The organism is Herbaspirillum sp. RV1423 (assembly GCF_000577615.1).
Classification (GTDB): domain Bacteria; phylum Pseudomonadota; class Gammaproteobacteria; order Burkholderiales; family Burkholderiaceae_D; genus Herbaspirillum.
On sequence record NZ_CBXX010000053.1, the window covers coordinates 1 to 24,415 of the forward strand.

Genomic DNA, 24,415 nt, shown 5'->3' on the forward strand with positions numbered 1-24,415 from the left:
CGCCGATATCGAAGCTTTGTTTTTCAGAACGCAACGGGGCCACGACAATCTTGAGTTTTCCCGAGTCGGCCGGCGCTTTGAATTTGGCGATCTGCGCCTCGATTTGCACCGTGTATTGCCCACCTTGCGCAGATGGAGGTGTCATCTTGACCATTTTGAAGGAGCTGATTGTTCCTTGCGATTTGGCGACAATCAGATCGGCGAAATTCTGACTCTGCAGCGTTGCCGTCGCCTTCGCGGAATCCTTGCCCTCGGAGGTTTCAACGTCCAAAGTCGCCGTTGCCTGAGAATAGGTATTGAGATTGGCCGAGGTCGATTCGATCTGCACGCCGTTTACCTGAGCGATCGAAGACTTCAACGCATCATTGACGGCGGCCCCCGGCGTGACACCGGTTCCTGTTGCTGCCACGGCTACCTGTTCAACCTTGCCGACGTCAGGCGTTTTCGTCAGATTCGGTCCTTGTGTTTTGGCTGGTTCGCTTTTCGGCTCTTCTGCTTTCTTGTCGCCGCAGGCGGAAAGCAGGCAGGCGATCAGCATAAGGGGAAGTAATTTTTTCATCTATGATCCATGTAAAAAATGGTCGATGACAATTCCTGTCACCGACCATCAGACAAGCGAAGCCGGAAGCAATTACAACAAGGAAGTCGCTTCTTTCGGTACTTCAATTTTCTTTTCGCGGGCGAACTCGACGGCCTTCTTAAGCGTGCTCAGCAAGTTGGAAGTCGAATCCGGAAGTGTTTTTACAACATACATTGCCGCACCTGCGGCGCCTCCCAGGGAAGTCACGCTCGGCTTGAAATTCTTCAGATCGCCGCTCATGCCTGCATAGTCTTTGAGGCCCAGGGCGAGACTCAGCAGACCCTTGGTGTATTCCTTTTTACTATCGGCATCGACGACCGTGGATTTGTCGCTGAACTTCTCCGCCAGCAACTTGCTGCTCTCCGTCTGAATCTTGACTGCATCTTCCAGACTGGCGGAGGTCGCCCCCTCGGTCAGATTTTGTGCCGCCAATTCGCTGCGGGAGCCTTCATCTTTCAACCCGACAGCCTTTAACAAGCTGGCATCGGCAGTCATGACATTCTTGGTTCCGCCGACATAGCTCTTGACCAGGCTTTCTGCGGAAACGCCGCTGGCGCCTCCCGTGGAACCGGACAGGGCGCTGGTGAGACCACCGAACTGGGCAGCAGCGACGCCAGACAGCGCCGCCAGGCTCAGACCAAGAACAACTTGTAGATATTTTTTCTTCATAACCCCATTCTCCAGATCCGACATTTTGAAACCATCAGCATCTCTGTCGGTTTGAGATGTAATGGACATGAACGTTTTTAATCAGCGCACGCCGGAGGCATTGAGGCGGCTGGCCACCTCGCGAGCCGCCGCCAATGCGGCGTCCTTCAACCCCTTGTTCATTGCAGTCGCGTTATCGGGACCGATGCCGAAATACTGTACGGCCGGGACGGAAGCGACTTCCCGCGGCAAATTGCCGCTGACGTCAAGCACCCGGCCTGTCACCGTCACCGCCACGCGCTGCATGCCGGTGGCCGGATCTTGCGCAGGAGCGCCGACATCCAATGTCGCGAGCACCAGCAGCGGAACCTGGCTTTTCTTCAGGGACATCACGACAGCGCGCAGGGTAGGAGGCGCAAGATCGCTTCCCGCGGAATAATCCTGATTGACCGATTTGAAATCCTTGTCGCTCAGAACAAACTCCGGCTCGGCGACATTGAATCCTCCCTGCGAAAAAACGCTGGTGATCGCAGTTTTCACGTTGGACATCGGAAGCAGACGGTACGATACATCGTCAGCTTTCTGTGTCGTGCTGCCGCCCGCCTCCACTTTCATCGACGCGTTGGAGGAAAGGTTCTGCGTAGATTTCCTGGAGGCGCTGGTGCCGATCGACGTATCTGAAATCGACTCGCCTTCGCTGCCGCGGGTGGTTCTATTGTTCGTTTCCTGCACCTTGCCCGAAGCCTCTATGCGCTTGACGACACGCGCGTCGAAAGAACGGACGCTTGAAACCTCGCGTCCCATGAACAAATACACGAGCTGGGATTTTTCACTGTTCCCCGCCTTGCTGACCGCACTGGAGCTGCGCAAGGTATTTCTGAGCTTGGCGACATTCAACTCGACTCTGACGGCGACCGAATACTTCTTGAGACTCGACTGATCTTGCTCGCTGAGCACGGTTGTGCTGAGAATGAACTTATCCAGGTTGGATTCGATTTTGTCCTGGATTGAATCAAAATTCTGAGATTCGGCTTCGCCGTTTTCGGCGAAATAACGTTCGACCGCCGCGACCTGGGCAATCTGATACGCCTTTTCCTTCACCGCTTGAGACAGTTCGGCAGTGTAAGAAGTGGTTCCCACTCCTTTCACCTGTACAACCTGGGCATGCGCCAGAACAGGGAGAAGCAGCACCAGCGCTTTCAATAGAAATTTCTTCATTTGCAGTTCCTTAGAGTCTTACGGACCAGTTCCATTTGTGTATCGATGTTTTTGGCGGAAGCAGCCGTCGCTATCCATTTCGATCCCGGCTGCTGGACGGCGTCGGCAAATTTCAGAAACAGTCCCCGAATCGCATCCTGATAGGCGGCAAAGTCATCCATGCTGACCAAGCCTGCCGGGACAACTGCCGATTCCCCGTTCTTCAAGTCCGTTTCCATGAAAATCGTGTTCAATGCGGGTTCGAAAAAACGCATCGACATATAGGCGCCATAAACATAGGCCGTACTGACATTGTTTTCGGCAGTCTTGATCTTTGCGAATTTATTCAGCTTGAGCTCAAAGAGATAGTCGCCCTCGCCAAGCTTAAGCTTGTAGTCATCACCGTTTTCAAGCCGCATGGACATGACGCCACCGACGGCATGGCCGATGCTAGCAGGCAGCATCGAGAGGCCGAGTTTTGCGGACAGGATCGAGCCGAAAGAGTCGGCGAGCATTGCTTCAACGGCAGGGACATCATTGCGCAATGCCTCGGGCAAGAGCGCCAAAGCTTCGGGCGCGATTTCGCCCTTTTTGACCTGAAGGGTCTTCGAACTATTTTCCGGGAGGGCCGCGGTTTCCATCCGTCTAACATATTGAGAGATCAATCCACGGCCATCGTCGCGACGAATCAGATCCTCGACAAATGCCAGGATACGGCTCTCGGCAGGCTTGTCGGGAGTAGCGTCGAACAATACGACGCTCACCGGAGCACTGCTCACAATGACCTGATTCTTGTAATCAAAAATCAGGGCATCTCCGCGCAGATTGATGAAGGTTTTGTAGTAAGCCCCAAAACTTTCCGTGGATACGGTTTCTCCAGTCAGCACAAGGACCGACATGAGGGCGCGATCGCTATTTCGCAGAGCGATCATGTTGTCGGCGGTCTTCAGGTCGAAGCTGGCGTTTTTGACGCCTTTTATCCGCTGATTGATTAGCTGGGAGAGATTCTGCTTATTTTCGTCGCTGGCGCGATTGAAGAGTTTATATGTATAGGGAAAGCGTTCCGCAGCACTTTTAAAGTCGCCTGCGAAAGCGAAACCGGCAATTGTGACTTCACTGGCCCAAGCTGAAGAGAAGACAAAAAAAGTGAAAACGACAATGAAGAATGCTTTTATTTTTATTGAAACCACACCCACCCCTAATGACTCAGTTTTTTATTTGTAGCGTAACAATAACATGAGGGCTTAGTTAATTTTTTATCCGTCATCAATATTTTTACTATCAAAACATAAAAACATTCAACATTTCACTAGATACTCCGTAGTTTCTAAAATCGTTTGCAAAGTTCTGTTCAATCCACAATTAGACGACCGGTCTAATTTTAAGGTATCATCAGTGCCCATCGTTGTTCCCTGCGAATCAAATTTCGGCTTTTCCGCTTTGAAGACAGTAATCAGTCGCTGTCTTTCTTATTTTGTTAAAGGATATTTTCATGACGTCTCTGTTCGATCCCCTCAAGTTGGGCGATATCTCCCTCGCCAATCGCGTAGTCATGGCGCCGCTGACACGCAGCCGCGCAGTCGACGGTCTCAAGCCGGGGCCGATGACGGTCGAATATTATCGCCAGCGCGCCGGCGCCGGCCTGATCATCTCCGAAGCCACGCAAATCAGCCCGATGGGCCAGGGGTATATCGGCACGCCGGGCATTTACTCCGAAGAACAGGTCGCCGCATGGCGTGAAGTCACCGATGCCGTGCATGCCGCCGGCGGAAAGATCGTTCTCCAGTTGTGGCATGTCGGCCGTATTTCGCACAGTTCCTTGCTCCCCGACGGCGCTGCTCCGGTATCGTCGACCAATCGCAGGGCCAACGCCAAAACCTTCACCGCCGCCGGCTATACCGACGTGTCGACGCCGCGCGCCTTGCGCGACGATGAATTGCCGGCGCTGGTGGCCGACTACCGCCATGCCGCGCGCAACGCGATCAAGGCAGGTTTCGACGGCGTTGAAGTCCATGCCGCCAACACGTACCTGCTGGAACAGTTCCTGCGCGACAGCATCAACGATCGCACCGGCCCCTACGGCGGCAGCATTGCCAATCGTGCGCGTTTGCTGATCGAAGTCATGCAGGCGGTAACGAAAGAAATCGGCGGCGGCCGCACCGGCGTGCGCCTGAGTCCGATGACGACGTTCAACGGTACGCCGCTCGACAGCGATCCGCAGGCAACCTATAACTACGTGGTCGAACAACTGGCGCCCCTAGGCCTGGCTTATCTGCATGTCATCGAAGGCGAGACCGGCGGCGCGCGCCAGCCTGAAGGCGCAAAGCTGGTATTCGATTACGCCGCGCTGCGCAGCCGTTTCCCCGGCGCCTTCCTGATCAACAACGGCTTCGACGGCGCCGAAGCGCAATCCTTGATAGAGGCGGGGAAAGCCGATGCGGTGGCCTTTGGCCGCCTGTTCATCAGCAATCCCGATCTGGCGCGTCGCCTGCGCGAATCCAAGCCGCTCAATGCGCTCAGAGAGGAAGGCATGTACGGCGGCGGCGCGGAAGGTTATATCGACTATCCGGCGTTGACTGCGTAATCAGTCGTTGCACTCCGGCACCGGCGAGAGATCTCCCTCTTGCCGATGCCGGATGCGGCAAGGGCGTTTCCTCCGTTCGCGTCGCCATCACTCGCGCACCGTCACCCGGTACGTCGTGGCCTGGCGATAGATTTGGCCGGGACGCAATATGACCGCCTCCTTATCCGGGCCGTTGATCTGATCCGGATAAGCCTGCGCCTCCAGGCAGAAGCCGTCGTGCACCGCATAGGGCCGCGCCGCGCGGCCCTGAACGCCTTCCAGGAAATTGCCGCTGTAGAACTGCAATCCGTTTTCCGTGGTCGACACCGTGAGCTGCCGCCCGGAGCCCGGATCGTACACCGTGGCCACGTCCCGCAATGCCTGGACCTCGCGTCCCAGCGCGGGAACCGCACGCTGTTCCGCGCGCAGACAGTAGCAGTGGTCGAAACCGCCCGCGATCCTGAGCTGCTCGTCGGGCCAGGACAAGCGCGGCCCGATGGGAGCGGGCTGGCGGAAATCGAAGGCGCTGCCGGCGACGTCCGCGACTTTTTCCGGAATGAGCCGGCGGTCCACCTGCAAGTAACGATCCGCGTCGATGGACAGGATGTGATCGCAGATATCCCCCGTGCCGCCGTTGAGATTGAAATAGCCGTGCGAGGTCAGGTTGATCGGCGTCGGCGCATCGGTCGTGGCGGCATAGTCGATGCTCAGCCGGCCGTCGTCGTCGAGCCGGTACAGCACCGAAGCCAACACGTTGCCGGGAAAGCCCGCGGCGCCGTGCGGCGAAGACAGCGTCAGCCGCAAGCCTTCCGGATCGGCCTGCACTTGCCACGGCATCAGATGAAATCCGCCCTTCCCGCCATGCAGGTGATTGTCGCCTTCATTGCGGTCCACCTGATAATCCACGCCGTCGAGCGTGAACCGGCCGTTGGCGATGCGGTTGCCCCAGCGGCCGATGACGCCGCCGAAATAGGCGGCATTGCCGAGGTAGCCTTGAGTGTCCGGATAGCCAAGCAGGATATCGGCTTCACGCCCGTAGCGGTCCGGCGCCCACCACGAGACCAGGGTCGCGCCGCGATCGCTGATGACGACCCGCATGTCGTGGGCGTTGCGCAGGGTGTAAAGGGTCATGCCGTGTTCGGCGGGCGAGCTGGTGATCTTGAAATGTGTCATCGTCGGGCGGGTAAGGCAACCGGTCAGTTGCCGTTGGTTTGTTCTGTCAATTGCATGGCGGACATCGGCGATGCCGCCATGAGAGGTTTTCTGCCGGAGGGATACGGCGGCTTGCGGGAATCGTCGCTTTCCGCCAGTTGTTCCTGGTATTCCCTTGGCGTGCAGCCCAGTTCGCGCTTGAACACCGCGTGCATGTATTGCACCGACGTGAAGCCGCAGCCGATGGCGATTTCCGCGATGTTGCCGCCGTCCTGTTGCAGCATGCGCCGGGCGGCATCGAGCTTGAAACGCAAGATTTCGTCATGCACGCTGCGTCCGAGTTCCCTGCGGAAATACCAGTCCAGCGAGGAGCGCGAGACGCCGACGTAGTCCGCGACCTGCTCGGTCTTGATGCCCTGGCAGGCATATTGGCGGATGAAATGCATCGCCTGCATGACATGGGGATGATTGCGCGCCTCATGCCGGCTCGACGCCAGCACATTGATGCCGGCCGGCGGCACCAGGATCCTGGTGTCGGAAAAGCGCGCGCCATGCAACATCTGGTGCAGCAGATGCGCGGCCGTGCGCCCCATTTCCAGCGTCCCCTGTATCACCGAACTCAGCGGCACCCGGGTCAGGATGCGCGCCAGCGGATCGTTGTCGATGCCGATCAGCGCCACCTGCTCCGGTACCGCGATGCCGGCGAACAGGCAAGCCTGCAGCAACTGGCGGGCGCGCGCATCGGTCACTGCGATGATGCCGATCGGCTTGGGCAGGCTGCGCACCCAGGCGATCTGCTGCTCCACCGCGGTGTCCCAGGAGGGCGCGCTGGTACCGACGCCGCGATAGATGTGTCCTTGTATGCCGTCGCGCTGCATCAACGCCTCGAAGGCCTTCTCGCGCTCCTGGGCCCAGCGGTTGACGTCGGCTTCGGGCAAGCTGAAACAGGCGAAGTTCTGCAGCCCGGCTTCGATCAGATGATCGTAGGCCAGCTTGACCAGCTTGAAATTGTCGGTCGCGACATACGGGATATCTTGGGGATAATCGCTCTCGTCCGCGTAGGATCCGCCGACCGCGACGACCGGCAGATGCACCCGGGACAGCGCTTCGCAGGCGGCCGGGTCGTCGAAGTCGGCGATGATGCCGTGTCCCTGCCAGCGTTCGATGCCCTGCAGGCGGCAGCGGAAGTCCTCCTCCAGGTACAAATCCCATGAAGCGCGCGTGCTGCTCAGGTACTCGCCGATGCCGGCGATGATGTCGCGATCGAATATCTTGTTGCCGTTGAATAGCAACGCAATGCGATGCACGGCGGGAATTCTGGTCACTCTGCCTCCGGATGCTCTAAAACTATCGCCTTGCCGGCCAACAACCTCGGCCGCCGACGGTCTCCTCCTGACATCGGAGTATGTTTGTTTGATATTTGATAATGGCAGATCGCCATCTATCCGTCTTTCAATTGTTCTGCCTGAATTGTACCGAGGCGTCAGCGGCGCGTCAGGCGAAATGCCGCTTTGTGCAAGTGCAATAGAAAGAATCGCTATCCCGGTTGGCGGATTTCGTAATTGTAGACGCCTGCCGGGGGTTGCTAGTATGACCCCACATCAACGTCGGCAGCAGCTCTTTGCGCGGCGGCGATGTGCAGCAGCGGATGAGCAAAGCGCTTTCCTGTTCTGTGTTTGCGGGGTAAAACGGTAGACGGTTCCATCCCTTCGGCATCATGGCGGCAAGTGAACCCGCGTCTTGGGAAAGACAATATTCAGAAAATCTGCGCCATCCGCAATCGGGCATGTCCCGTTAAAAATCATAATGAACAACTGGAGACTAGGCAATGAACGGAATCATGAAAAAGAGTGTGTTGGCATTGATGTCGGTGGCAGTCTTTTCGCTGGCCGGCACAAGCGCCATGGCGGACGCCAAGAACCCGAAAATCGGGTTCTCCATCGATGATTTGCGCCTGGAACGCTGGGCGCGCGACCGCGACTTCTTCACGGCGGCGGCCGAAAAACTGGGCGCCAAGGTGTTCGTGCAATCGGCCGACGCCAACGAAGCGCGGCAGATCTCGCAAATCGAAAACCTCATCTCGCGCGGCGTCGATGTCATCGTGATCGTGCCGTTCAACGCCACGGTGCTCACCAACACCATCAAGGAAGCCAAGAAGGCCGGCATCAAGGTGCTGTCCTACGACCGCCTGATCCTGAATGCGGATGTCGACGCCTACATTTCCTTCGACAATGAAAAAGTCGGCGAAATGCAAGCCGAAGGCGTCGTCAAGGCGCAGCCAAAGGGCAATTTCTATTTGCTGGGCGGCGCGCCGACCGACAATAACGCCAAGGTGCTGCGCGAAGGACAAATGAAGGTGCTCAAGCCGCTGATCGACAAGGGCGACATCAAGATCGTGGGCCAGCAGTGGGTCAAGGAATGGAATCCGACCGAAGCCCTGTCCATCATCGAAAATGCACTGACCGCCAATAACAACAAGATCGACGCCATCGTGGCTTCCAACGACGGCACCGCCGGCGGCGCGATCCAGGCGCTGGCGGCGCAAAAACTGGCGGGCAAGGTGCCGGTGTCGGGACAGGATGCCGACCTCGCCGCCGTCAAGCGCGTCATCGCGGGCACGCAAACCATGACCGTGTACAAGCCGCTCAAGCTGATCGCCAGCGAAGCGGCAAACCTCTCGGTGCAACTGGCGCGCAACGAGAAGCCGAACTACAACTCGCAATACGACAACGGCTTCAAGAAGGTCGACACCATATTGCTCAAGCCGATTCCGCTGACCAAGGCCAACGTCAATATCCTGGTTGACGACGGCTTCTATACGCAGGCGCAGATCGGCGGCAAGTAAGCCAAAGCGAAGCCGGGCCGCCGCGGCCGCCCGGTTCTTGCGTCAGCCGCGATGGCGCCGCGTGCGCCATCGCGGCAGTTCCATCCTATTTCCACGAGAGCAGGCATGTCCGAGTATTTGCTAGAAATGAAGGACATCGTCAAGCAGTTTGACGGTGTGCGCGCCCTGGACGGCATCGACATCAAGATCAGGGCCGGCGAATGCCTCGGCCTGTGCGGCGAAAACGGCGCCGGCAAATCCACCTTGATGAAGATCCTGTCCGGCGTTTATCCGCACGGTACCTGGGAAGGCGAGATCAAGTGGGACGGCAGGCCGCTGGTCGCGCAATCGGTGCGCGACACGGAAGCCGCCGGCATCGTCATCATCCATCAGGAGCTGATGCTGGTCCCGGAACTCTCGGTGGCGGAAAACATCTTCATGGGCCACGAGCTGACCTTGCCGGGCGGACGGATGAACTATCCCGCCATGTACCGCCGCGCCGAAGAGCTCATGCGCGAACTGAACATGCCCGACATCAACGTGGCGCTGCCGGTCATGCAATACGGCGGCGGCCACCAGCAATTGGTGGAGATCGCCAAGGCGCTCAACAAGAAGGCGCGCCTGCTGATCCTGGATGAACCCTCCGCCTCGCTGACCGCGTCGGAAATCGCCATCCTGCTCGACATCGTCAGGGACCTCAAGTCCAAGGGCGTGGCCTGCATTTATATTTCCCACAAGCTTGATGAAGTCGCCGCCGTGTGCGACACCATTTCGGTGATCCGCGACGGCAGGCACATCGCCACCACGCCGATGCAGTCGCTGAATGTGGAACAGATCATCACCCAGATGGTGGGCCGCGAAATCACGGCGATGTACCCGACGCGGGAACATGAGATCGGCGAAACGATATTCGAAGCGCGCCACATCACTTGCCACGACGCCGACAATCCGAAACGCAAGCGCGTCGACGATGTGTCGTTTTCCGTGCGGCGCGGTGAAATCCTCGGCATCGCCGGCCTGGTCGGCGCCGGCCGCACCGAACTGGTGTCGGCCCTGTTCGGCTGCTATCGCGGACGCCATGAGGGCGAGGTATGGATCAACGGCGTACGGGCCGACACCGGCACGCCGCTCAAGTCGATACGCCTGGGCCTGTGCATGGTGCCGGAAGACCGCAAGCAGCACGGCATCGTGCCGGACCTGAACGTCGGCCAGAACATCACGCTCACGGTGCTCAAGAATTTCTCGCGCCGCACCCGCATCGATGCCGAAGCCGAGCTGAAGACCGTACAGGACGAGATTGCCAGGATGCGGCTGAAGACGGCGAGTCCCTTCCTGCCGATCACCGGGCTCTCCGGCGGCAACCAGCAAAAAGCCGTGCTGGCGAAGATGCTGCTGGCGCGCCCCAAGGTGCTCATCCTCGACGAACCCACGCGCGGCGTCGACGTCGGCGCCAAGGCCGAAATCTACCGCCTGATCGCGGACCTGGCCAGGCAAGGCGTGGCCGTCATCATGGTGTCTTCCGAGCTGGCTGAGGTATTGGGCGTGTCCGACCGCGTGCTGGTCATCGGCGAAGGCAAGTTGCGCGGCGATTTCGTCAACCGGGACCTGACGCAGGAAATGGTGCTGGCGGCGGCGATCAACCAGCCATCGCACCATCGCGCGACGGCGGCATAGATAAAAACAAACTGGAATACGTATGACATCCATGAATATCAAGCAACTCTTCAGCCGTTACAAAATCATGGCGCTGCTCATCGCCATTGCCATCATCTGGGCCTTTTTCAGTTGGAAAACCGAAGGCGGATTCGTGAGCCCGCGCAATCTCTCCAACCTGTTGCGCCAGATGTCCGTGACCGGCATCCTGGCCTGCGGCATGGTGCTGGTGATCATCGCCGGCGAGATCGACTTGTCGGTCGGTTCGCTGCTCGGCCTGCTGGGCGGCGTGGCGGCGATCCTCGACGTCACCTATCAGTTGCCGCTGGCCGTCAATCTGGCGCTGGTGCTGCTGCTGGGACTGGCGCTGGGATTGTTCAACGGTTACCTCACGGCGTACCTGCGCATCCCCTCCTTCATCGTCGGCCTCGGCGGCATGCTGGCGTTTCGCGGCGTGCTGCTGGGCGTCACCGGCGGCCTGACCATCGCGCCGGTCTCCAGCGACCTCGTCTATCTGGGACAGGGCTATCTTCCTGCACAGCTCGGCATCGCCCTGGTCGTCGTGCTGTTCGTGCTGGCGCTGACGCTGACCTGGCGCCAACGCGTCAACCGCCTGCGGCACGCCCTGCCGGTGCCGAGCTTATGGCGGGACGCCGTCAAGGTCTTGCTGATCGGCGCGGTATTGCTGATCTTCGTGCGAACGCTCAACAGTTATGACGGCATTCCGGTCCCGGTGCTCCTGTTGCTGGCGCTGCTCGGCGCGTTCAGCTATCTCTCCATGCAGACCGTCTTCGGCCGCCGCATCTATTCCGTCGGCAGCAACATGGAAGCCACCCGCCTCTCCGGCGTCGACGTGCAATCGGTGAAGCTGTGGGTGTTCGGCATCATGGGCGTGATGTGCGCGCTGGCCGGCCTGGTCAATACGGCCCGCCTGGCGGCAGGTTCGCCGTCGGCGGGCGGCATGGGCGAACTCGATGCGATCGCCGCCTGCTTCATCGGCGGCACCTCCATGCGCGGCGGCTCGGGAACCATCTATGGCGCGCTGATCGGCGCACTGGTGATGGCGAGCCTGGACAACGGCATGTCGATGCTCGACGTCGGCACTTACTGGCAAATGATCGTCAAGGGCAGCATCCTGATGCTTGCCGTATGGGTCGATGTCAGCACCCGTTCCGGACGCTGAGCGTCGCATGGATCATCAAATCATGAACAGCAACAGCGATATGCAACCGATTTCCGCGCAAGCGGCACCGTCATCATCAAGGAGAGCATCAGCATGACCGCATCAGTCCAATCCGCACCGGCCCAGCCGATGGAGCACGCCATCTATCGCAGCCTGGCCGGCAAGCGAGTCGTCATCACCGGCGGCGGCACCGGCATCGGCGCCGCGCTGGTGAGGGCCTTCGCCGGACAAGGCGCGCAGGTGTTTTTTCTCGACATCGCCGACGCGGCTTCGCGGGAACTCGAAGCCGCGCTGAAGGACGCGCCGCTGCCGCCGACCTTCCTGCATTGCGACCTGCTCGACCTCGACGCACTGGCGGAGAGTTTCGCCCACATCGGCAAGATCGCCGGCGCGGTCGACATCCTGATCAACAACGCCGCCAACGACGACCGCCACAAGATGGAGGATGTCAGCCCCGCGTACTGGGATGAACGCATGGCGGTCAACCTGCGCCACCAGTACTTCTGCGCCCAGGCCGTGACGCCGGGCATGCGGGAAACGGGTCGCGGCGTGATCCTGAATTTCGGTTCGATCTCATGGCATCTCGCGCTGCCGAACCTGACGCTGTACATGACCGCCAAGGCCGCCATCGAAGGCCTGACGCGCGGCCTCGCGCGCGATCTGGGCGTGCACGGCATCCGGGTCAATTGCATCATTCCCGGCGCGGTGCGCACGCCGCGCCAGATGCGCCTCTGGCACAGCCCGGAAGAAGAAGCCAGGATCCTGGCGGCGCAATGCCTGGACCAGCGCGTGGAACCCGACGACGTCGCGGCGCTGGCGCTTTTCCTTGCTTCCGACAGCGCGGCCAAATGTTCCGGCCGCGATTATTTCGTCGATGCCGGCTGGTACGGCGCATGAATGCCATCGTTCCCGCCTGCGTGTGGCCGGTCGGCGCCGAACTGGGCGAAAGTCCGGTCTGGCATGCGCGGGAGCAGGCGCTCTATTTTGTCGACATCAAAGGCCGCGCGATACATCGCTGCGCCGCCGACGGCAGCCGGCGGCAGACCTGGAGTGCGCCGCGCCAGCCGGGTTTCATCCTGCCGCGCGACGACGGCGATTTCGTGTGCGGCCTGCAAGGCGGTTTGCATCGCTTCCGTCCCGCCGACGGCAGTTTCACATTGATGTGCAAGGTCGAGGAAGCGCTTCCCGGCAATCGCATCAACGACGGCTTCGTCGATCCTCATGGCCGGCTCTGGTTCGGCACCATGAACGACGCTGAAACCCATCCTAGCGGCGCATTGTATCGATGGGCGCAGGCGGGCGAAGCCTTGCCCCAGGATCGCGGCTACGTCATCACCAACGGTCCGGCCATGAGTCCCGACGGGCGAACGCTGTACCACACCGACACCTTGCAGCGGACGGTGTATGCTTTCGACGTCGATGCGGCAGGCGAACTGTCGCGCAAACGTCCGTTCGTCAACATCGTCGGCACCGGCTATCCCGACGGCATGGCCGTCGATGCGGAGGGATTCGTCTGGATAGCCTTGTTCGGCGGAGGGCGCATCGAGCGTTTTTCGCCGTCCGGGGAACTGGCCGCAACGGTCTCCTTCCCGTGCGCCAACATCACCAAACCGGTTTTCGGCGGCGAGGATTTGCGCACCGTTCATGTCACGACGGCCTGGAAAGGTTTGTCGCCTGAAGAGCGGACGCGGCAACCGCTGGCCGGCGGGATTTTTTCCTTCCGCACCGACACGCCGGGATTGGCTCAACATCGTCTATTTACAGGGGTACAGCAGTGACGACTCACCATCAAAAACCGCGCCGGTTTCGTTCCCAGGATTGGTTCGACAATCCGGATCACATCGACATGACAGCCTTGTATCTCGAACGCTTCATGAATTACGGCATCACCGCCGAAGAGCTGCGCTCGGGCCGTCCCATCATCGGCATCGCGCAAAGCGGCAGCGACATCAGTCCGTGCAACCGCATCCATCTGGAACTGGCGCGCCGCGTGCGCGACGGCATTCGCGATGCCGGCGGCATTCCCATGGAATTCCCCTTGCATCCGATCTTCGAAAACTGCCGCCGGCCGACTGCGGCGATCGATCGCAACCTGTCGTATCTCGGGCTGGTCGAAATCCTGCACGGCTATCCGATCGATGCCGTCGTCCTGACCACCGGTTGCGACAAGACCACGCCGGCGCAGATCATGGCCGCGTCCACCGTCGACATCCCGGCCATCGTGCTGTCGGGCGGACCGATGCTGGACGGCTGGATGGACGGCGAACTGGTCGGTTCCGGCGCCGCCATCTGGAAAGGCCGCCGCCAGTTGTCCGCGGGCCTCATCGACAATGAAAAATTCCTCGACATCGCCGCCGCCTCGGCGCCGTCGGCGGGCCATTGCAACACGATGGGAACCGCCTCCACCATGAACGCCATGGCCGAAGCGCTCGGCATGTCGCTGACCGGCTGCTCGGCCATTCCGGCGCCGTATCGCGAACGCGGCCAGATGGCATATGAGACCGGCCGGCGCATCGTCGGCATGGCGCATGAAGACTTGCGTCCGTCGGCCATCCTGACGCGCGATGCCTTCCTCGACGCGATTGTCGTCAACGCCGCCATCGGCGGCTCGACCAACGCCCAGCCGCACATCATGGCGATGGCGCGCCATGCCGGCGTCGAGCTGCATTCCGACGACTGGATGAAACACGGTTACGACGTACCGCTGCTGCTCAACATGCAGCCGGCCGGAAAATATCTCGGCGAGCGTTTCCATCGCGCCGGCGGCGTCCCCGCCATCATGTGGGAGTTGCAGAAAGCCGGAAAACTGCGCGCCGACCGCATCACCGCCAGCGGACGCAGCATGGCCCAAAACCTCGAAGGCCGGGAAAGCAACGATCGCGAAGTGATTTACCGTTTCGAGGCGCCGCTGCGCGAACGTGCCGGCTTCCTTGTACTGAAGGGCAATCTGTTCGATTTCGCCATCATGAAAACCAGCGTCATTTCGGACAGTTTCCGCGCACGCTATCTGAACACACCGGGCAGCGAAGGCATCTTCGAATGCGTGGCGGCGGTCTTCGACGGCTCCGACGATTACCACGCGAGGATCAACGACCCGGCGCTGGGCATCGATGAAAACACCATCCTCGTGATCCGCGGAGCCGGGCCGGTCGGTTGGCCCGGCTCCGCCGAAGTGGTCAACATGCAACCGCCCGATGCGCTGCTGCGCCGGGGCATCACGACGCTGCCCACGCTGGGCGATGGCCGCCAGTCCGGCACGTCCGACAGTCCGTCCATCCTCAATGCTTCGCCGGAAAGCGCGGTCGGCGGCGGCCTGGCCTATTTGCGCACCGGCGACAGGATCCGCATCGACCTCAATAGCGGCCGTTGCGACATGCTGGTGGACGATGAGGAATTGTCCAGGCGCAAGGCGGAAGGCTTGCCTGCGGTGCCGCCGAGCCAGACGCCGTGGCAGGAAATTTACCGCAGCACGGTCGGGCAACTGGAGTCCGGCGCCTGCATGGAACTGGCGGTCAAGTATCAGGGCGTGGCGAACGTTCTGCCGCGTCACAACCATTGATCAACCATTGGATTGACCATTAACCCGCGTCGATTTTCAACGCACCGATGAGAGTCACCGAGCACACCATGCCGACTGGCGCCAATCAACTCCTCGATACGACGGCCCCGTCGCATGGAGTAGCTGTGCCCGGCGTTTCGCTGTCTTCCGGCAGCCGCGTCATGGTGCGGCATGCCTGCCGCTCTGCGCTCGCCGCATCCGACAGCTACGCCGCAACCGAGCCGGTGCAGCGCGCCGATTTGCTCGACAGGATCGCGGACAATATCGAGACGCTCGGGCGCCAACTGGCCGGGATGATCGCTGCCGATACAGGTCTGACGCCCGGCCAGGCAGCGGCGGAGATCGCTGCGACGGTCGGGCAGTTGCGTTTTTTCGGCGATCTCGTCCGCTCCGGCAACTGGCTGGGACTGCGCATCGATCGCACGAAGCGCGCCTCCTCATCCCTTGCCCTCCCTGATATCCGGCAACGCAACATCGCCATCGGGCCGGTGGCGATCTTCGGCACCGACGGCGTGTCGCCGGTGTTTTCCATGATAGGAGACGGTACCGCCTCGGCGCTTGCCGCGGGCTGTCCGGTCGTGGCCGTCGCGCCTCCGGCGTATCCGGAAACGGCGCGGCTGGTCGCGTCGGCGGTGAAGAACGCAATCGCCGAAAGCGGTTTGCATGAGGACGTTTTCACCATGTTGCACGGCGCGGAGGGCGAGTTTGACGCACATGTGGCGACGGATCATCGCATCGAGGCCGTCGTTGTCACCGGGTCGCGCGCGGACGCGCACGCATTGAACCGCATCGCGGCCTCTCGCCGCGAACCCATTCCCGTCTACAGCACCGAGTGCCGCTTCAGGCCGTTGATTGTATTGCCGGCCGCCCTGGCGGCGCGCGGCGATGCGATCGGCAGCGAATTCGCGACGTCGATGCAAGCGCGCCCCGGTCGACCGGCCGTCCGCGGCGGCGTTGCGCTGGCGCTCGACGGTCCCGGACGCGACGGGTTCTTGACGGCATTGGCGAGCCGACTGGGCATGACAATGCCGTCGGCGCCGGCGACGCGGCAAGCCGATATGGATCGATGGGAAACCGTCGCCAGGTTCCTGCAATTCCCGCCGGAAGAGTTGCCGGAGAAAACCGGCGGCGCCGCAGCGTATGACGTCTGTATTTTGTCGCCGGACGCCTTCGGCGTGTCGACGCAAACGCCATCCCTGGCGCGCAACGAGACGGCAACGATCGTCATTTTCTGCGTCGACCTGATCGCGCTGCAAAAAATGATCGCCGCGCTTGGTGCGCAATCGGCCATCATTTTGCAGATGGATAGCGATGACATCGACCTGGCCCGGGCTTTGCTGCCCCGGCTTGAAAGAAAGACGGACCGCATCGGCGTCAACAGCTTTGCGCGCCATCAGGAGACAAGCCGTGAATTCGCCGCCCTTCCTTTTTCTGCCCCGCTGGACCCGCGCGGCATCTCGTCGGGCAACCTCGCCATCGCGCGCTTTCTGCGACCGGTGAGTTATCAGGATGTTCCGGATGCCCTGCTGCCGGATCAGCTCAAGGATGCCAGTTGCCTGTGGGCCGATATGCCGTACTGCTGCTCTCCCGATTTCTCTGCTTATATCGTGGAACACGCCAAGCGCAAGGACCTCGCGGAGTAGAAATCCGCCGTATTCCGCGCCTCCGGGACGCGGTTGATTGATGGAAACACCGGCCACCATTAAAAATGATTCTCATTTATAATGCCGGGTATCATGTCCATCACTCAACCATTCCATGCATAATTCGCACTCCTCCGGCTTCTTGCCGGCCCCGCTTGTTGTCGGGCTGTACGCCACGGCAAGCCTGTTTATCGGCAGTTCTGCCCGGGCGGCCGATGCCGCCGATGCCGGCACCTCGCTTCCCGAAGTCGTCGTCACCACGCCCGCGGACACCCCTGACGCCACGCGCGGTTACCAGCCGCGCAGGAGCGAAGTGTCGAGCGGACGTCAACAGGACATCCAGGACATTCCGCAGTCGGTCGCGGTGGTCAGCAGCACCGTGATCGAAGACCAGCAGGCGCGTTCGCTCGACGATATTCTGGGCAACATCAGCGGCATCATCCAGACCAATACGCTGGGCGGCACCCGCGATTCATTCCTGAAACGCGGATTCGGCTCCAACGACGACGGTTCCATCCTGCGCGATGGCGTGCGCTCTCCGATTCTTCACAATTACACGGCGACGATAGACCGGGTCGAGGTGCTCAAAGGGCCGGCTTCGCTGCTGTACGGCATTCAGGGACCGGGCGGCGTCATCAACATGATCACGCGCAAACCCGAAGACGCGTTCGCCGGTTCGGTCTCGCTGACCCGCTCCAGCGACAGCACCAGAGGCGTCGGTTTCGACCTGACCGGCCCGATCGGGAAACCCGGAGAAGTGGCGGGAGGAACGCTTGCCTACCGGCTGATCGGTGAATACAACGAAGCAAATTACTGGCGCTCCTCGGGGCGGCAACGCGACGGCCTGATCGCTCCGTCGCTGGCCTGGCATGATGCCGCCACATCGATCAGCATCAGTTATCAGCATGTCGATTACACGACGCCGTTCGATCGCGGCACGCTGCTCATCAAGGGCCGCCTGGACGACTCCCTGCGCAAGGTCCGCTATGAAGAACCGTGGGCGCAGAACACCGGCACGCAGGAAACCGTCAACGCCGGCTTCGAACACAAGCTGTCGGAGCAATGGCGTCTGCGCGGCAACTATGGCTGGAGCAGCGACCGCTACGACCAATACCTGACGCGCGCCCGCACGCTGAATAATACGACGGGCATATTGAGCCGCTCCTCGGACGCCAATCTCGGCCGCAACGATTCCGGCGAAATCGCGACGCTCTCCCTGCTCGGCGACGTCAACCTGGCAGGGCTGCGCCACGAATTGGCCTTCAGCGGGGAATACGAGCGCCAGCGCGACTTCAGGGGCGACACCATCCGCGGCAACGCCGTCAACGGATTCAATATCTACCAGCCGGTGTATGGACTCATCGCGCCGGGCGGCACCGTCAATGCCGCGCAAAGCGACAGCATGAGCAGGGTGACGTCGTACTCGCTGATTTCCCAGGACTCCGTCCACCTCACGGATCGCCTGATCGCGGTCGGCGGTTTGCGCTGGGAAAACTACCAGCAACTCTCCGGCGTCGGCCGGCCGTTCGTGGTGGCGGACAATTCCCACGGACAGGTATGGCTGCCGCAGTTCGGCCTGGTCTACAAATTGTCGCAGGCGCTGTCGCTGTACGGCAATTTCAGCAAATCCTTCGTGCCCAACGTCTCCAGTTCGGCGCTCCAGCCGCTGGCGCCGGAACGCGGCCGCGTCTATGAAACCGGCCTGAAGTTCGAACTGCAACCCGGCATCACCGGCACGCTGGCCGTCTACCAGATCGACAAGAGCAACGTCGCCGTCACCGTCGGCGAAATCACCACGACCATCGGCAAGGCGCGCTCGCGCGGCGCCGAGCTGGACATCGCCGGCCAGATCAGCCGCAACTGGAGCGTCATCGGCAATTATGCCTATACCGATGCCGTCAATCAGGACGGCAATGTGCCGCTGGCCAACGTTCCGCGCCACAGCGGCGGCCTGTTCGCCGTCTACAAAACCACGCTGCCTTACACCGCGGGACAATGGCGTTTCGGCGGCGGCGAACGTTTTGTCGGCAATCGTCCCGGCGATACGACCAACAGCTTCACCCTGCCCGGCTATGCCGTCACCGACGCCTTTGCGGCTTACGAAACGAAGATCGACCGGATCCCCACCAAGATCCAGCTCAACGTCAAGAACCTGTTCAACAAGACGTATTACCCGTCCAGCAGCAGCAACCTCATCGTTGCGGTAGGCGACCCGCGAACGGTCACGCTGAGCACAACATTCTCTTTCTGAAAACCGCAAACAGCAACGCCTCCCGATACCGGCAGCCATCGTTTGACGATCGCTGCCGGTGTTTTTTCACAAGCTGAAGAATTGCTGACAAAAATGCGAATGTACTGTTTCCGCGGCGCTGCCCCGAATGCTGTCACGCATGGATTTTTACCGTGTTATAAAAAGTAAGTCAGAGAATCCTGCGCTTCCTGTCCAGGCTCATCGCATCCTTCGATGCGTGATTTTCCCCCGTCAAAAATCCCATCGCGCAAACAAAAAAATCCGTTCTCACTATAATTGCGCTGCAATTTTTATAACAATCCTTCCACCAAAAGTATGAGGAGAATTTCTATGCGGCTCTTACTCCTGTTGCCGTTCATTGGTCTGCTGTGGGTTCCGTTTTACAACGACGAATTGCCCGCGTTGTTCGGTTTTCCGTTTTTCTACTGGTACCAGTTCGCCTGGGTGCCGCTGACGGCGCTGATCATCTGGACCGTCTATAAGGACGGCCTGAAGAAAGGAGTGGAATGATGAATTCCTCCTCCGTCAACTGGACCGCGCTCGGCGTCTTCGTTTTCTTTTTCGCCCTGGTCACCGTGATGGGTTTCTGGGCCTCGCGCTGGCAAAGCGGCGGCGCCGCCCACAAGGGCGCCCATCTCGACGAATGGGGCCTCGGCGGCCGCAACTTCGGCACCTGGATCACCTGGTTCCTGGTCGGCGGCGATTTCTACACCGCCTATACCGTCATCGCCGTGCCCGCGCTGGTGTATGCCGTCGGCGCCTACGGTTTCTTCGCGCTGCCTTACACCATCCTGGTGTATCCGATCGTCTTCCTGATCATGCCGAAGCTGTGGCACGCCGCACACAAGGCCGGCCACGTGACCGCCGCCGACGTCGTCTTCGGCCGCTACCGGTCGCGCAAGCTGGAACTGGCCGTCGCCCTGACCGGCGTGGTCGCCACCATGCCGTATATCGCACTGCAACTGATCGGCATGGAAGTCGTGATCAAGGCGCTCGGCGTCACCGGCGAATTGCCGCTGCTGGCCGCGTTCGTGATCCTGGCGCTATACACCTACTCCGCCGGCCTGCGCGCGCCTGCGCTGATCGCCTTCGTCAAGGACCTGATGATATACATCGTGGTGCTGGTGGCGGTGGTGCTGGTGCCGATGAAACTCGGCGGCTACGGCGTGGTGTTCGCCTCGGCGCACGATGCGTTTGCAGCCAAGGGCGGCGCCACCGGCCTGACCCTGAAGCCGCAGCAATTCCTGCCGTTTGCGACCTTGGCGTTGGGTTCGGCGATGGCCGCGTTCATGTATCCGCATACCCTGACCGGCATCTTCGCCGCCAAGAGCGCCGATACGATCCGCAAGAACGCCGTGTTCCTGCCGGCCTATACGGTGCTGCTGGGCCTGATCGCCTTGCTGGGCTTCATGGCCTATGCCGCGGGCGTCAAGGTGGAAACCAACAACGACGTCGTGCCTGCGCTGTTCAATGCCTTGTTCCCGAGCTGGTTCAGCGGCTTCGCGTTCGCCGCGATCGCCATCGGCGCGCTGGTGCCGGCGGCGGTGATGTCGATCGGCGCGGCCAACCTGTTTACGCGCAACTTCTGGAAGCCGTATGTGAACCCGGGCGTCTCGGCTCAAGGCGAAGCCAAGGTCGCCAAGATCGTCTCGCTGGTGGTGAAGTTCGGCGCGCTGGTGTTCATCCTGTTCCTGCCGACCAAGTTCGCGCTTGACCTGCAGTTGCTGGGCGGCGTGTGGATCCTGCAGACCTTCCCGGCGCTGGTGTTCGGCCTGTTCGTCGGCTGGTTCGGCGCCAACGCCCTGCTGAGCGGCTGGGCGGTGGGCATCGTCGGCGGTAGCTGGCTGGCGTATGCGGACGGCATCAAGCCGGTGCACACCTTCCATATCGGCGCCGATTCCTACACGCTGTACACCGGACTGATCGCGCTGGCGCTCAACATCGTGGTCGCCGTCGTGGTGCAACTGGTGTTCGGCAAAGGCGGCGCGCAAGCGCCGGCGCTGAAGCACTGAAGTCTGCAGCCGGTTCCAAAATGAAAAAGCCACGTTAGCGATAACGTGGCTTTTTGACTTCCAGACGGTACCAGAAACGCGATCTGGACGTCAGAGCATCGGTCCACCTGTCATCGTCGCATTCCCCACCGGTAACCTGTCAGAGAAGATAACTGGCCAGTTCCCAGTTCACCGCATGTTCCGCCAATACCATGGGCAGCCGATCCTGTTTGAGCAGCATCCTGTTGACGAAACCGGGCAACCAGCGATAAGGGACAGGTTCCATCAGGTTGAGCGTGGGTGCGGGACGGTCAGGGCAAAGCAACTTGCGGTAGGTCTCGCCATTCCAGTGCGTGTGGTAGTAGCCGCCCTGGCGGCAGGTCTGGCCGCTGCAGACAACGGTGCCAAGCGGCAGGCGATGTTCGGTCGCCGACACCGTTGGCAAGGGCATCGCGTCCATCGCGCCCGGACGCACGCGGATCGTGCGCGAGACGGCATCCCACAGACCGATCGCTTCACCTTCGGTTAAAGAGGCGTGTTGAGGTTGATCCTTTTGATATTTATCAAACACACCTGTTTTCATATCGAAGGAAAGCCAAGGCGTTTTAGCACTACCAATCATAGAGTTGGCTTCCAGCATAAAGAAAGTACCGGGCGTACCTGCTTGCATTCTGCCCGAAGCCAGCCATTCTTCTGCTGTCGACAAATCTTTTGAGTCCAGACGGCCCTTGCGCAGCGTCTTACCATCGCGACTTTGAATCGTTTCATTAATCTGGCTACTGCGTTGTAGTAAGGTCTCGTCCTCCCGAAGATTGGCATTGGTCTCCAATCTAAAAAAAACATCCTGATGCTGCTCCAAACGAAATCCAACCGACACTTCTTCCTCATCGGAGGCCTCGCTCTTGATGAATCCACCCGTGAGACACACGCCCGGTTCCTTTGGAATCTCTCCGTCCGACAGACCTCGAAAGTCGTATAACAGGCCCATCATATAACCGAGTCTGGAAGGAACCCGGTTGCCCATTTCTTTGACACTCGACTCATCGGTAAGCTTCGATCTTGTGTAATCCCATGTTTTTGTTTCCAACTTGATGCGATAACCCTTGTTCCATTTATAGGCTTCAAGAGTTCTTCCCATATCCCCGGAATATTCGTCATCCAAATGGATGAAGTGCCAAATCCCTTTCTTCCGCATCTGTTCTGTACTGGAATTCATCGGGTGATACTCATTGTCGCCGAATAAAAATTGATAGCCATGTATGTGCTTCATTGCTTTGAGTTCGGCATCTCTTTTATGCATGCCATCCAAAAACGCCTGCTGCGACATCGGTTCTATCTTGACATCGACATCGTTCAATTTTGCATGACCATAGATATCCACGTCAGCCGGTAAATCGATCAGGTAGCGACCCACACACTGGGTCTTCATATTGGTGGTCAGTTGGGTCACGGTGCGTTGCTCCTGTTCGGTCAAGGGTTTCGGTTGGCAGGCGCTGAGCGTCAGCGTCAGGCCAAGTGCAATAATGGATTTTAAAAATAGGGGTGAATTCATCGCGGGCATTCTCCATCGATCTCGTAGCGCAAGGGCGGTTTGACATGCTGGGCGATCTTGACGATGGACCAGAGGGTGAAGAGGCGTTGTGCTTCGTGCTTGTATGCGCCCTCGTGATCCACGCCTTGGTAGCCGACGCAGACGCGCACTTTGCCTTGCAGCGCGCGACCGGAACGAACCGGCACGGTGCCGTCGCCGTTCTCATTGGCTTCGGTCAGTTTGAAGCCCGTCGGCAGGGCAGTGCCGCCGCTTTGTTGCAGCAGCAGTTGTTCGCCTTGTCCGTGGTCTTGCAGCACGCGACCGCTCTTGATGTCGTCAATCGGCGCGGCAGTGCCCAGCATGCGGGCAGCATGGGAGAGTTTGCGCTCCCAGGTGACATCACCCCAGGCGCTGTGCGCCTTGTCGTCGCCGTAGAAGGCGTAGGTGATGGGATGAAATCGATTGGCAATATCTTGATGAAACGGCTTTACTTTATCCTCGACTAATTTTTTGAAGCGTCCCCAGTCTCTATCCAGCGTTGCCTTCGTCTTTTGTTCCTCCAACGGATTAATCAGCTTGTCATCAATGAGTCCCCACCAATTGCCGCGCACGGTATAAATTTCGCGATAAGGATCGTTGCCCTGCGGCAGACTGATCCGTTGCTCGCCATCCCTGATCTTGAGCCAGCCGTTGCCGTACTCAGCACTGGGCAAGAGTTGCAGCGGTCCCGGCGCTTGCGCGAAGACGGCTGTGACTTCGGCTGCGTCGTCGCCCACGACAATGCCGGCGCTGCCTTCCACGCCGGATTTCACGCGCTTGTAGGCCGTTGCCGCACCAGTCGTCGGCATCACGCCATGCACCACACCAAGCACCTTGTCGCGCTGGTTGAGCACCTCGCTGTAATGTCGCGCCACCAGCCCGCCCATGCTGTGCGTGACGAGGATGACGTTTTTGCAGGTATAGGTTTTGTCGTAATACCGGATGAATTCGTCGATTTTCGCTTGCAGGCGCTTGGCCGAATCGGCGTTCGATTGCAGCCAGTTGTAGCCCACCGCATGCACCGGAAACTGATAGCGATAGGACAACCCAACTTCGTCAAAGGTCAGCGGCTCAATGCCGGGCACGTGGGCGACCAGTTCTTTCATCAGGCGCGGGCGCAGGCCGCTGCTGGCGTATTCCAACCCGGTCTTCGTATAATCGGCGTCGTTGAGGCTCTCTTCCAGCCACTTGAGCCAAGGGCCGTAACTCAGGTGCGACACTTCGCCCCAGCCGCGCCGGAGCAGTTCGTCGTCGATTTCTTTCTGCGTCGGCGTCGGGTGAGTGTGGAAGACGCTGCGCGGGGCGGCGCCTGATGGCAAGTCGCCTGTGCGGTAGAGTTCGGTTTTGGCAGGATCAAGCAAGCTTTTTCGTTTCTTTGCTCCTCGAAATCCCCAACGCCATGCAATGCCCTTCGTGCTATTAACGACCCATACTGGTTCTGATTCTTCTCCGTTTTTCTCAATTGTCGACTGCAAATTCGACCCCATCACCCCCGGCACAAAGATCACCGGAATGATTCGGTCCGGCACCTTGTGGCACATGGCGATGCTGTCGTCGGGCGGCGAGGTCACAGAGTGGTATTCGACGACGCCGCTCTTGAG

19 protein-coding genes and 1 pseudogene are annotated in these 24,415 nt (G+C 60.0%); 12 read left to right on the forward strand and 8 right to left on the reverse strand.

The features are described from left to right. The 4 genes and pseudogenes from RV1423_RS26425 to RV1423_RS26440 all read right to left on the reverse strand — a co-directional run. Positions 1 to 559, reverse strand: a pseudogene (locus RV1423_RS26425) (hypothetical protein); the annotation flags it as partial. A 72-nt stretch (positions 560 to 631) separates the two neighbouring features. Next, positions 632 to 1,318 (reverse strand): hypothetical protein, encoded by a 687-nt coding sequence (locus RV1423_RS26430; protein ID WP_155835315.1) that lies wholly within the window; start codon positions 1,316 to 1,318, stop codon positions 632 to 634. Positions 1,319 to 1,330: 12 nt separating this feature from the next. Further along, positions 1,331 to 2,431, reverse strand: a complete 1,101-nt coding sequence (locus RV1423_RS26435; RefSeq protein WP_155835316.1) for a hypothetical protein — start codon at positions 2,429 to 2,431, stop codon at positions 1,331 to 1,333. 11 nt (positions 2,432 to 2,442) lie between these two features. Beyond that, positions 2,443 to 3,615, reverse strand: a complete 1,173-nt coding sequence (locus RV1423_RS26440; protein ID WP_155835317.1) for a hypothetical protein — start codon at positions 3,613 to 3,615, stop codon at positions 2,443 to 2,445. Positions 3,616 to 3,917: 302 nt separating this feature from the next. Here RV1423_RS26440 and RV1423_RS26445 point away from each other — a divergent pair, with 302 nt between their 5' ends. Then, the gene (locus RV1423_RS26445; RefSeq protein ID WP_034303556.1) at positions 3,918 to 5,009 is read left to right on the forward strand and encodes an alkene reductase; all 1,092 of its coding nucleotides are present in this window, start codon (positions 3,918 to 3,920) and stop codon (positions 5,007 to 5,009) included. An 87-nt stretch (positions 5,010 to 5,096) separates the two neighbouring features. Here RV1423_RS26445 and RV1423_RS26450 read toward each other — a convergent pair whose 3' ends face one another. Further along, on the reverse strand, positions 5,097 to 6,161 hold the full coding sequence (locus RV1423_RS26450) for an aldose epimerase family protein (RefSeq protein WP_034303559.1): 1,065 nt from the start codon (positions 6,159 to 6,161) through the stop codon (positions 5,097 to 5,099). Between the two features lie 23 nt (positions 6,162 to 6,184). Further along, entirely contained in the window at positions 6,185 to 7,465 is a 1,281-nt protein-coding gene (locus RV1423_RS26455) for a DNA-binding transcriptional regulator (RefSeq protein ID WP_034303562.1), read from the reverse strand. 515 nt (positions 7,466 to 7,980) lie between these two features. On the opposite strand from RV1423_RS26455, the gene xylF reads away from it, so the two are divergent. The 10 genes from xylF to mctP all read left to right on the forward strand — a co-directional run bounded on the left by xylF (position 7,981) and on the right by mctP (position 21,265). Next, positions 7,981 to 8,985: a D-xylose ABC transporter substrate-binding protein gene (xylF, locus tag RV1423_RS26460; RefSeq protein ID WP_373419987.1), complete on the forward strand. Its 1,005-nt coding sequence runs from the start codon at positions 7,981 to 7,983 to the stop codon at positions 8,983 to 8,985. 105 nt (positions 8,986 to 9,090) lie between these two features. Continuing rightward, complete coding sequence (gene xylG / locus RV1423_RS26465) at positions 9,091 to 10,638, forward strand: D-xylose ABC transporter ATP-binding protein (RefSeq protein ID WP_034303567.1); 1,548 nt, start codon at positions 9,091 to 9,093, stop codon at positions 10,636 to 10,638. Positions 10,639 to 10,660: 22 nt separating this feature from the next. Further along, positions 10,661 to 11,800 carry a sugar ABC transporter permease gene (locus tag RV1423_RS26470; protein WP_197035013.1) on the forward strand — a complete coding sequence of 380 codons (1,140 nt, stop codon included), beginning with the start codon at positions 10,661 to 10,663 and terminating at the stop codon, positions 11,798 to 11,800. A 129-nt stretch (positions 11,801 to 11,929) separates the two neighbouring features. Further along, entirely contained in the window at positions 11,930 to 12,697 is a 768-nt protein-coding gene (locus RV1423_RS26475; RefSeq protein WP_034303576.1) for an SDR family NAD(P)-dependent oxidoreductase, read from the forward strand. Next, positions 12,694 to 13,578, forward strand: a complete 885-nt coding sequence (locus RV1423_RS26480; RefSeq protein ID WP_034303569.1) for an SMP-30/gluconolactonase/LRE family protein — start codon at positions 12,694 to 12,696, stop codon at positions 13,576 to 13,578. Before RV1423_RS26475 ends, RV1423_RS26480 begins: the two co-directional genes overlap by 4 nt. Continuing rightward, entirely contained in the window at positions 13,575 to 15,359 is a 1,785-nt protein-coding gene (locus RV1423_RS26485) for an IlvD/Edd family dehydratase (protein ID WP_034303570.1), read from the forward strand. The genes RV1423_RS26480 and RV1423_RS26485 overlap by 4 nt, the downstream gene beginning before the upstream one ends. Before the next feature lie 47 nt (positions 15,360 to 15,406). Further along, positions 15,407 to 17,002, forward strand: a complete 1,596-nt coding sequence (locus RV1423_RS26490; RefSeq protein WP_081769027.1) for an aldehyde dehydrogenase family protein — start codon at positions 15,407 to 15,409, stop codon at positions 17,000 to 17,002. Positions 17,003 to 17,117: 115 nt separating this feature from the next. Beyond that, positions 17,118 to 19,253, forward strand: coding sequence for a TonB-dependent siderophore receptor (locus RV1423_RS26495; protein WP_051516980.1), 2,136 nt, complete (start codon positions 17,118 to 17,120; stop codon positions 19,251 to 19,253). 330 nt (positions 19,254 to 19,583) lie between these two features. Further along, on the forward strand, positions 19,584 to 19,763 hold the full coding sequence (locus RV1423_RS26500; RefSeq protein ID WP_034303572.1) for a DUF3311 domain-containing protein: 180 nt from the start codon (positions 19,584 to 19,586) through the stop codon (positions 19,761 to 19,763). Next, positions 19,763 to 21,265, forward strand: a complete 1,503-nt coding sequence (gene mctP, locus RV1423_RS26505; protein WP_034303573.1) for a monocarboxylate uptake permease MctP — start codon at positions 19,763 to 19,765, stop codon at positions 21,263 to 21,265. The genes RV1423_RS26500 and mctP overlap by 1 nt, the downstream gene beginning before the upstream one ends. Positions 21,266 to 21,404: 139 nt before the next feature. Here mctP and RV1423_RS26510 read toward each other — a convergent pair whose 3' ends face one another. Together RV1423_RS26510 and RV1423_RS26515 are read right to left on the reverse strand one after the other, a co-directional pair. Then, a complete protein-coding gene (locus RV1423_RS26510) occupies positions 21,405 to 22,796 on the reverse strand; it encodes a T6SS immunity protein Tli4 family protein (protein WP_155835318.1) in 1,392 nt (463 codons plus the stop codon). Continuing rightward, positions 22,793 to 24,175, reverse strand: coding sequence for a hypothetical protein (locus RV1423_RS26515; protein ID WP_051516981.1), 1,383 nt, complete (start codon positions 24,173 to 24,175; stop codon positions 22,793 to 22,795). The genes RV1423_RS26510 and RV1423_RS26515 overlap by 4 nt, the downstream gene beginning before the upstream one ends. A gap of 43 nt (positions 24,176 to 24,218) precedes the next feature. Here RV1423_RS26515 and RV1423_RS30730 point away from each other — a divergent pair. Continuing rightward, the coding region (locus RV1423_RS30730) for a hypothetical protein (RefSeq protein WP_231502519.1) at positions 24,219 to 24,415 on the forward strand (197 nt) is incomplete at its 3' end.

Excerpts from the sequence above, each read along its gene's own strand:
- RV1423_RS26490 (WP_081769027.1), top strand. The coding sequence starts at position 15,407 with ATGAGAGTCACCGAGCACACCATGCCGACTGGCGCCAATCAACTCCTC.
- xylG (WP_034303567.1), top strand. The coding sequence starts at position 9,091 with ATGTCCGAGTATTTGCTAGAAATGAAGGACATCGTCAAGCAGTTTGAC.
- RV1423_RS26495 (WP_051516980.1), top strand. The coding sequence starts at position 17,118 with ATGCATAATTCGCACTCCTCCGGCTTCTTGCCGGCCCCGCTTGTTGTC.
- RV1423_RS26500 (WP_034303572.1), top strand. The coding sequence starts at position 19,584 with ATGCGGCTCTTACTCCTGTTGCCGTTCATTGGTCTGCTGTGGGTTCCG.
- RV1423_RS26445 (WP_034303556.1), top strand. The coding sequence starts at position 3,918 with ATGACGTCTCTGTTCGATCCCCTCAAGTTGGGCGATATCTCCCTCGCC.
- RV1423_RS26430 (WP_155835315.1), bottom strand. The coding sequence starts at position 1,318 with ATGTCCATTACATCTCAAACCGACAGAGATGCTGATGGTTTCAAAATG.
- RV1423_RS26510 (WP_155835318.1), bottom strand. The coding sequence starts at position 22,796 with ATGAATTCACCCCTATTTTTAAAATCCATTATTGCACTTGGCCTGACG.
- RV1423_RS26470 (WP_197035013.1), top strand. The coding sequence starts at position 10,661 with ATGACATCCATGAATATCAAGCAACTCTTCAGCCGTTACAAAATCATG.
- xylF (WP_373419987.1), top strand. The coding sequence starts at position 7,981 with ATGAAAAAGAGTGTGTTGGCATTGATGTCGGTGGCAGTCTTTTCGCTG.
- RV1423_RS26450 (WP_034303559.1), bottom strand. The coding sequence starts at position 6,161 with ATGACACATTTCAAGATCACCAGCTCGCCCGCCGAACACGGCATGACC.
- RV1423_RS26475 (WP_034303576.1), top strand. The coding sequence starts at position 11,930 with ATGGAGCACGCCATCTATCGCAGCCTGGCCGGCAAGCGAGTCGTCATC.
- RV1423_RS26480 (WP_034303569.1), top strand. The coding sequence starts at position 12,694 with ATGAATGCCATCGTTCCCGCCTGCGTGTGGCCGGTCGGCGCCGAACTG.
- mctP (WP_034303573.1), top strand. The coding sequence starts at position 19,763 with ATGAATTCCTCCTCCGTCAACTGGACCGCGCTCGGCGTCTTCGTTTTC.